7 protein-coding genes are annotated in these 6,803 nt (G+C 69.2%); all 7 read left to right on the top strand.

Annotated elements, in window-relative coordinates:
- On the top strand, nt 1-1,318 hold a 1,318-nt coding region (locus tag ACOJSN_RS05235; protein ID WP_420111454.1), incomplete at its 5' end, for a glutamate synthase-related protein.
- The gene (locus ACOJSN_RS05230; protein ID WP_420111453.1) at nt 1,311-2,780 is read left to right on the top strand and encodes a glutamate synthase subunit beta; all 1,470 of its coding nucleotides are present in this window, start codon (nt 1,311-1,313) and stop codon (nt 2,778-2,780) included. The genes ACOJSN_RS05235 and ACOJSN_RS05230, both read left to right, overlap by 8 nt.
- A 43-nt stretch (nt 2,781-2,823) precedes the next feature.
- The gene (pyk, locus tag ACOJSN_RS05225; protein WP_420111452.1) at nt 2,824-4,248 is read left to right on the top strand and encodes a pyruvate kinase; all 1,425 of its coding nucleotides are present in this window, start codon (nt 2,824-2,826) and stop codon (nt 4,246-4,248) included.
- A 67-nt stretch (nt 4,249-4,315) separates the two neighbouring features.
- Complete coding sequence (locus tag ACOJSN_RS05220; protein ID WP_420111451.1) at nt 4,316-4,984, top strand: hypothetical protein; 669 nt, start codon at nt 4,316-4,318, stop codon at nt 4,982-4,984.
- Nucleotides 4,985-5,044: 60 nt separating this feature from the next.
- The gene (locus ACOJSN_RS05215; RefSeq protein WP_420111450.1) at nt 5,045-5,713 is read left to right on the top strand and encodes a hypothetical protein; all 669 of its coding nucleotides are present in this window, start codon (nt 5,045-5,047) and stop codon (nt 5,711-5,713) included.
- A complete protein-coding gene (locus ACOJSN_RS05210) occupies nt 5,706-6,410 on the top strand; it encodes a hypothetical protein (RefSeq protein ID WP_420111449.1) in 705 nt (234 codons plus the stop codon). Before ACOJSN_RS05215 ends, ACOJSN_RS05210 begins: the two co-directional genes overlap by 8 nt.
- A partial coding sequence (locus tag ACOJSN_RS05205) for a hypothetical protein (protein ID WP_420111448.1) occupies nt 6,403-6,803 on the top strand: 401 nt, incomplete at its 3' end. The genes ACOJSN_RS05210 and ACOJSN_RS05205, both read left to right, overlap by 8 nt.

The raw sequence follows: 6,803 nt of genomic DNA, 5'->3' as shown, positions 1-6,803 counted from the left end.
CAACCTGCGCGACCGCATCGTGGTGCAGACCGACGGCCAGCTGAAGACCGGCCGCGACGTGGTGATCGCCGCGCTGTTGGGCGCCGAGGAGTTCGGGTTCGCCACCGCGCCGCTGGTCGTCTCCGGCTGCATCATGATGCGTGTCTGCCACCTCGACACGTGCCCGGTCGGCGTGGCCACCCAGAACCCCGAGCTACGGGCCAGGTTCTCCGGCAAGCCCGAGTTCGTGGTGACGTTCTTCGAGTACGTGGCGCAGGAGGTGCGCGAGTACCTCGCGCAGCTGGGGTTCCGCTCCATCGAGGAGGCGGTCGGCGCCGTCGAGATGCTCGACACCCGGGCCGCCGTCGATCATTGGAAGGCCGCCGGGCTCGACCTGAGCCCGATCCTCACCAAGGTCGACCTGCCCGAGGGCTCCTCGGCCCACCAGGTGACGGCGCAGGATCACGGACTGACCCGGGCATTGGACAACACTCTGATCGCTCGGGCCGAGCCCGCCCTCGAACGTGGTGAGCCCGTCCAGATCGCGGAGCGTGTCCGCAACGTCAACCGGACGGTCGGCACGATGCTCGGCTCCGAGGTCACCCGCCGCTACGGTGCCGACGGTCTGCCCGACGGCACCATCGACGTCACGCTGACCGGGTCCGCCGGACAGTCGCGGGGCGCGTTCCTGCCGGCGGGTATCAGGTGGCGGCTGCACGGGGACGCGAACGACTACGTGGGCAAGGGACTCTCGGGTGGGCGGATCGTGGTGCGCCCGGAGCGCAGCGCGGTCTTCTCGCCGAGCCAGAACGTGGTCGCCGGCAACGTGATCGCCTACGGCGCCACCTCGGGCGAGATCTTCCTGCGAGGAGTCGTGGGGGAACGTTTCGCGGTCCGCAACTCAGGTGCCACGCTCGTGGTCGAAGGAGTCGGCGACCACGGTTGCGAGTACATGACCGGAGGCACGGTGCTGGTGCTCGGCTCCACGGGCCGGAACTTCGGGGCCGGGATGTCCGGTGGGACGGCCTACGTGCTGGACCTGGACCCCGCCCTGGTCAACGGACCCGCGATCGCAGCCGGGGAGGTAGCGCTCGACGTCCCTGACGACGAGGACCTCACCCGGATCGCCGAGTTGCTCGCTGCTCACCATCGCCACACCGACTCACGGATCGCGGGCGAGCTCACGGGCGACCGTGACGCGATCCGCACCCGGTTCACGCGGGTGCAACCACCCGGCTATGCACGCGTGACCGCGCTGCTCGCCGAGGCCGAGGCCACGGGCGTGGACGTGGCCGACCCGCAGGTCTGGAACCGCATCCTGGAGGCGACACATGGCTGACCCGAAGGGCTTCCTGACGACCCGGCACCGTGAGCTTCCGGCTCGGCGGCCGGTGCCGATCCGGTTGCAGGACTGGCGTGAGGTCTACGAACAGCGCGAGAGCGACGGCCCGGCGCTGACCCGGCAGGCAGGCCGCTGCATGGACTGTGGGATCCCGTTCTGCCACAACGGCTGCCCGCTGGGCAACCTCATCCCGGAGTGGAACGACCTCGCCCGGCTCGGCCGATGGGACGAGGCGATCGAACGACTGCACGCCACGAACAACTTCCCGGAGTTCACGGGGCGGCTGTGCCCCGCACCGTGCGAGACGTCCTGCGTGCTCGGGATCAACCAAGACCCCGTGACGATCAAGAACATCGAGGTCTCGATCGTGGACCGGGCGTTCGAGGACGATCTGATCGAGCCGCAGGTGCCCGGCAGGCTCACGGGATCCACGGTGGCCGTGGTCGGATCCGGTCCCGCGGGACTAGCGGCGGCGCAGCAGCTCACGCGCGTGGGCCACACCGTGGCGGTGTTCGAGCGCGACGACGCGATCGGCGGCCTGCTGCGCTACGGCATCCCCGAGTTCAAGATGGAGAAGTCGGTGCTGGACCGCCGGCTGGACCAGATGGCGGCGGAAGGCACTCGATTCAGGCCGGGCGTCGCCGTCGGGCACGAGGAGGGAACGACCGGCACGGACCTGCTGGAGCGGTACGACGCCGTGGTGCTCGCGATGGGTGCGACGGTGCGTCGCGAGCTTCCGGTCCCCGGACGTGAGCTGGGAGGCATCCACCAGGCGATGGAGTACCTGCCGCAGGGCAACAGATCCGCGCTCGGTGAGGCAGTGCCCGACCAGGTCACGGCGCAGGGCAAGGACGTGGTGATCATCGGTGGCGGCGACACCGGAGCCGACTGCCTGGGGACCGCGCTTCGCCAAGGCGCGCGCAGCGTCACCCAGCTCGAGATCATGCCGCGCCCGGGTGAGGATCGCCCCGAGGGGCAGCCGTGGCCGACCTACCCGATGATCTTCCGGGTCGCGTCGGCGCACGAGGAGGGCGGCGACCGGGTCTACGCGACCTCCACGGCCGAGTTCGTGGGCGATGAGCACGGCCACGTCCGAGAGCTCCGCGTGACGGAGGTCGAGTTCGTCGACGGCCGTCCCACGCCGGTGGACGGCACGGAGCGCGTGATCCCGGCGCAGCTGGTGCTGCTCGCGATGGGGTTCACGAGCGTGGAGACCGACGGCGTCGTGTCCCAGCTCGGTCTCGAAGTGGACCCGCGAGGCCGTATCGTGCGTGACGGGCAGTTCGCGACCAGCGTCCCCGGCGTGTTCGTGGCCGGCGATGCCGGCCGCGGTCAGAGCCTGATCGTGTGGGCGATCGCCGAGGGCCGTTCGGCCGCCGCGGCAGTCGATTCCTACCTCCGCGGAAACACGGAGTTGCCGGCTCCTATCGAGCCGACGACGATGTCCATCGCCGTCTGAGACGGCGCACATTCACCAACTGACTTCTTACTAGGGTTGAGGCATGCGTAGAGCAAAAATCGTCTGCACGCTGGGCCCGGCGACCGAGAGCACGGAGATGGTCCAAGCTCTCGTCGACGCCGGCATGGACGTGGCCAGGATCAACAGGAGCCACGGGGACGCGGACCAGCACGCCGTGGTGATCGAGCGGGTGCGGGCCGCGGCGGAGGCGTCGGGACGAGCCGTGGCAGTCCTGGTGGACCTCCAGGGGCCCAAGATCCGACTCGGTCGGTTCGTCGAGGGCAAGCACTACCTCGCCGAGGGTGACACCTTCACCATCACCACCGAGGACGTCCCGGGCACCAAGGAACTGGTGTCCACGACCTTCAAGGGGCTCCCTGGCGATGTCTCGCCGGGCGACATCATCCTCATCGACGACGGCCGCGTGGCCGTGCGCGTGACGGCGGTCGACGGTCCCCGCGTGGTGACGCGCGTGGAGGTCGCGGGGCCGGTGTCCAACAACAAGGGCCTCAACCTGCCGGGTGTGGCCGTCAACGTCCCCGCGCTGAGCGAGAAGGACGCCGAGGACCTGCGCTGGGCACTGGACCTGCGAGCGGATTTCATCGCGCTCTCGTTCGTCCGCTCCGCCGCGGACTACGAGGACGTCCGCGCGATCATGGACGAGGTGGGGTACCGCGCACCGGTCATCGCCAAGATCGAGAAGCCGCAGGCGGTCGAGAACCTCGCGGAGATCATCGACGCGTTCGACGGCATCATGGTGGCCCGCGGCGACCTCGGCGTCGAGCTTCCGCTCGAGCAGGTGCCGCTGGTGCAGAAGACCGCGATCGAGATCGCTCAGCGCATGGCCAAGCCGGTGATCGTCGCGACGCAGGTGCTCGAGTCGATGATCTCCGCGCCACGACCGACTCGCGCCGAGGCGTCCGACTGCGCGAACGCCGTGCTCGACGGTGCCGACGCCGTGATGCTCTCCGGCGAGACCAGCGTGGGGGAGTACCCGATCGAGTGTGTTCGCACGATGGCGCGGATCATCGAGAACACCGAGGATCATGGGCTTGAGCGCGTCACGCGTGTGACGGTGCCGCCGCACACGCGCGGCGGTGTCATGACCAGGGCGGCCAAGCAGATCGCCGAGTCGCTCGAGGTCACGTATGTCGCGTGCTTCACGCAGTCCGGTGACAGTGCGCGGCGGATGTCCCGGCTCCGCTCGGCGATCCCGTTGCTCGCGTTCACCCCGATCCCCGCGGTGCGGAATCAGCTCGCACTCTCGTGGGGCGTCCAGGCGTTCATCGTCCCGCAGGTCAAGCACACCGACGACATGGTCGCGCAGATGGACCAGGTCGTGCAGGACTCCAAGCTGGCCGAGGTGGGCGATTCCGTGGTGGTCGTCGCCGGACTTCCGCCGGGCGTGGCGGGCAGCACGAACTCGATCCGGTTGCACACGATCGGCGACCAGATCGTGCACAACTGACAGGGACTGCTCCGTCGGGGATCTCTGTCCATCGCGCCCGCATTGATGGGGTGCGAGGGTGGCGGGCATGAAGGCTCGACAGCTCACGTGTGCTGTGCTCACCCTCCTGCTGCTCGCAGGTTGTGGTGACGCTGCCGGCTCAGGCGACCCACCGCCGTCGGGCGCTGCGCCGACGAGCAGCGAGTCGGGGCACGCCCCGACCGAGCTGCCCACCGACCTGCGGGAATGCCCACCCGAGGACAAGGGTGAGGCGCTCCGGGTGCCCGACAGCGTCGCACGTATCGGCTACGACGTCCCACCGGGATTCAGCACCGACGGCACCGGCGGGCTGGGGCAGATCCAGACGGCCGAGGGCGATGACCTCGACGACACGTACTACATGCTGGACCGCCCCGCCGGCATCGAGAACCTCGCCTGGGTGCATTACCGCACGCTCGCGAACGGACCGGTAGCCGACGCATGCGACCGCCTCGATCTCGACGAGGTGCTGGCTCGACTGGCCGACCATAACGAGCAGTCGGGTTCCGAGGTGACGATGAAGCCGGAGCTGATCGAGCTTGCCGGCATGCCGGTCGTGGTCGAGGAACGCACCTATCCGTCCGTCGGCATCACCGTGGTGCACCACTGGATCTACGGCCGCGCCGACATGCTCAACATCCAGTGCCAGTGGACCAGCCATGAGGACGAGGTGCGCGCCGGCTGCGCGGAGCTGATCGGAAGCCTGCGCGTCGGTTGAGTCGGCCACGGGCTGACCTGCCCATCGGTCGGATACCGCAGGTGTGTTAGAACACTGCGCATGGGGCATCGACGGACGTTCGCGCTGGTCGCGGCGGTAGGAGCGCTCCTGCTGACCGGTTGCGGCGGCGGGGGGGACCACGGCGACGACCCCGAGAACAGCGGTGACGGGGCATCCGGCGCGAGCACCTCGATCGACGCCGCACTGCTCGAGTGCGGTGATCCTGAGAACGCCGATCCCACGATGCAGCTCTCCGACGTCGACCTCACTGCCGCCACGTGGGGTATGCCTACCGGGTTCGCCGAGACATTCGCCTACTCCGAGGATCTGCCGGTCGAGCACATCGAGTCGTTCTGGGCGGCTGAGCCCGCCGAGGACCCGGTGACACGGAACGTGCTGGCCGTCGTGGTCTACTCCGGGCTGGACTGGGGCGAGGACATCGACGAGTGCGGGCGCGTGCCGATCGCGGCCATCGACGAACGCCTTGAGTCGTACCGCGAGGGCAACGAGGCGGAGGCGCTGACCGACTCGGCGGAGCTCGAGATCGCCGGCCTGCCCGCGCTCGAGCAGGACCTCGCGCTCACGGAGTACTCCTACCGCGGCTACTGGGTCTTCAGTCGCAGCCAGCTGATCCACCTCTACTGCCAGTGGACCTCGGACGCAGAGAAGGACAAGATGCTCGGCGGGTGTGACGAGCTGGTCGACTCCCTCGAGGTCGCCGGTGCGTAGCAGGGGGACCCGGGGGCTGCTGGTGGCGGTGGCTGCGGCTGCCCTGCTCGCATCGTGCGCGATTCCCGGGTTCGGCAACGAGGAGACCGAGGACCCGACCGACGCCGGCACGAGCTGGGAGCCGGACGAGGACGCGACGATGCCCACCGAGATCCCGTCCTGGCTGCTCGAGTGCGGCGGCGACGACAAGGGCGAGCGCGACGAGAGCCTGCAGCTCAGCACCCTCGACCTCACGCAGGCGACGTGGAGCATGCCCGACGGCTACACCGAGGCGAGCGGGTACATCGAGGACAACCCCGTCGAGACCTTGCACAGCAACTGGGTGGCCGAGCCGACCGACCCTCCGATGCCACGCCTGAACGTCCTCAGCCTCGTGCTGTACACCGGCGTCGACTGGGGCGACCTCGCCGACGGCTGCGGTCGCGTGCCGTTGGAGGCGGTGGAGGAGAAGCTCGCCCGTTACCGGGACCAGATCGCCGCCGAGTCGCTGGGCGACGCCGAGATGACCACGTTGGCGGGACTCCCGGCGATCCGGCAGGAGATCGGGCTGTCGAGCTACGACTACACCGGCTGGTGGCTGTTCAGCGAGGACCAGCTGCTGCATCTGTACTGCCAGTGGACCGCGGAGCGTTACCGCGACGAGATCGTCGCAGGCTGCGAGGCCGTCGCGGCGTCGTTGGTGGTCCCCGGTGCGTAGGTGGCTCCAGTCGACCGTGGCGGTCGCCTCGCTCGCGCTGCTCGCGTCCTGCGCGATTCCGGGGTTCGGCAACGAGGAGACCGAGGGCCCGACCGACGCCGGCACGAGCGGGGAGCCGGACGAGGACGCGACGATGCCGACCGAGATCCCCTCCTGGCTGCTCGAGTGCGGTGAGGACGACAAGGAGCGGGACGAGGAGCTGCAGCTCGCGGCTCTCGACCTGACGGCTGCGACGTGGTCCACCCCTGACGGCTTCTCGGTCTCGACCGGATATCACGAGGACAACCCGGTCGAGACGATCCACTCCACCTGGTACGCCGTGCCGGCGGATCCGCCGCAGCCCACGCTCAACGTGATCCAGGTCGTGATCTACACCGGCATCGACTGGGGCGA

This window comes from Pseudactinotalea sp. (genome assembly GCF_048594945.1).
Lineage (GTDB): Bacteria > Actinomycetota > Actinomycetes > Actinomycetales > Beutenbergiaceae > Pseudactinotalea.
The sequence above is the reverse complement of the archived record's forward strand: the minus strand, read 5'-3'. Positions and strand labels throughout refer to the sequence as shown.

Excerpts from the sequence above, each read along its gene's own strand:
- ACOJSN_RS05220 (WP_420111451.1), top strand. The coding sequence starts at position 4,316 with ATGAAGGCTCGACAGCTCACGTGTGCTGTGCTCACCCTCCTGCTGCTC.
- pyk (WP_420111452.1), top strand. The coding sequence starts at position 2,824 with ATGCGTAGAGCAAAAATCGTCTGCACGCTGGGCCCGGCGACCGAGAGC.
- ACOJSN_RS05230 (WP_420111453.1), top strand. The coding sequence starts at position 1,311 with ATGGCTGACCCGAAGGGCTTCCTGACGACCCGGCACCGTGAGCTTCCG.
- ACOJSN_RS05215 (WP_420111450.1), top strand. The coding sequence starts at position 5,045 with ATGGGGCATCGACGGACGTTCGCGCTGGTCGCGGCGGTAGGAGCGCTC.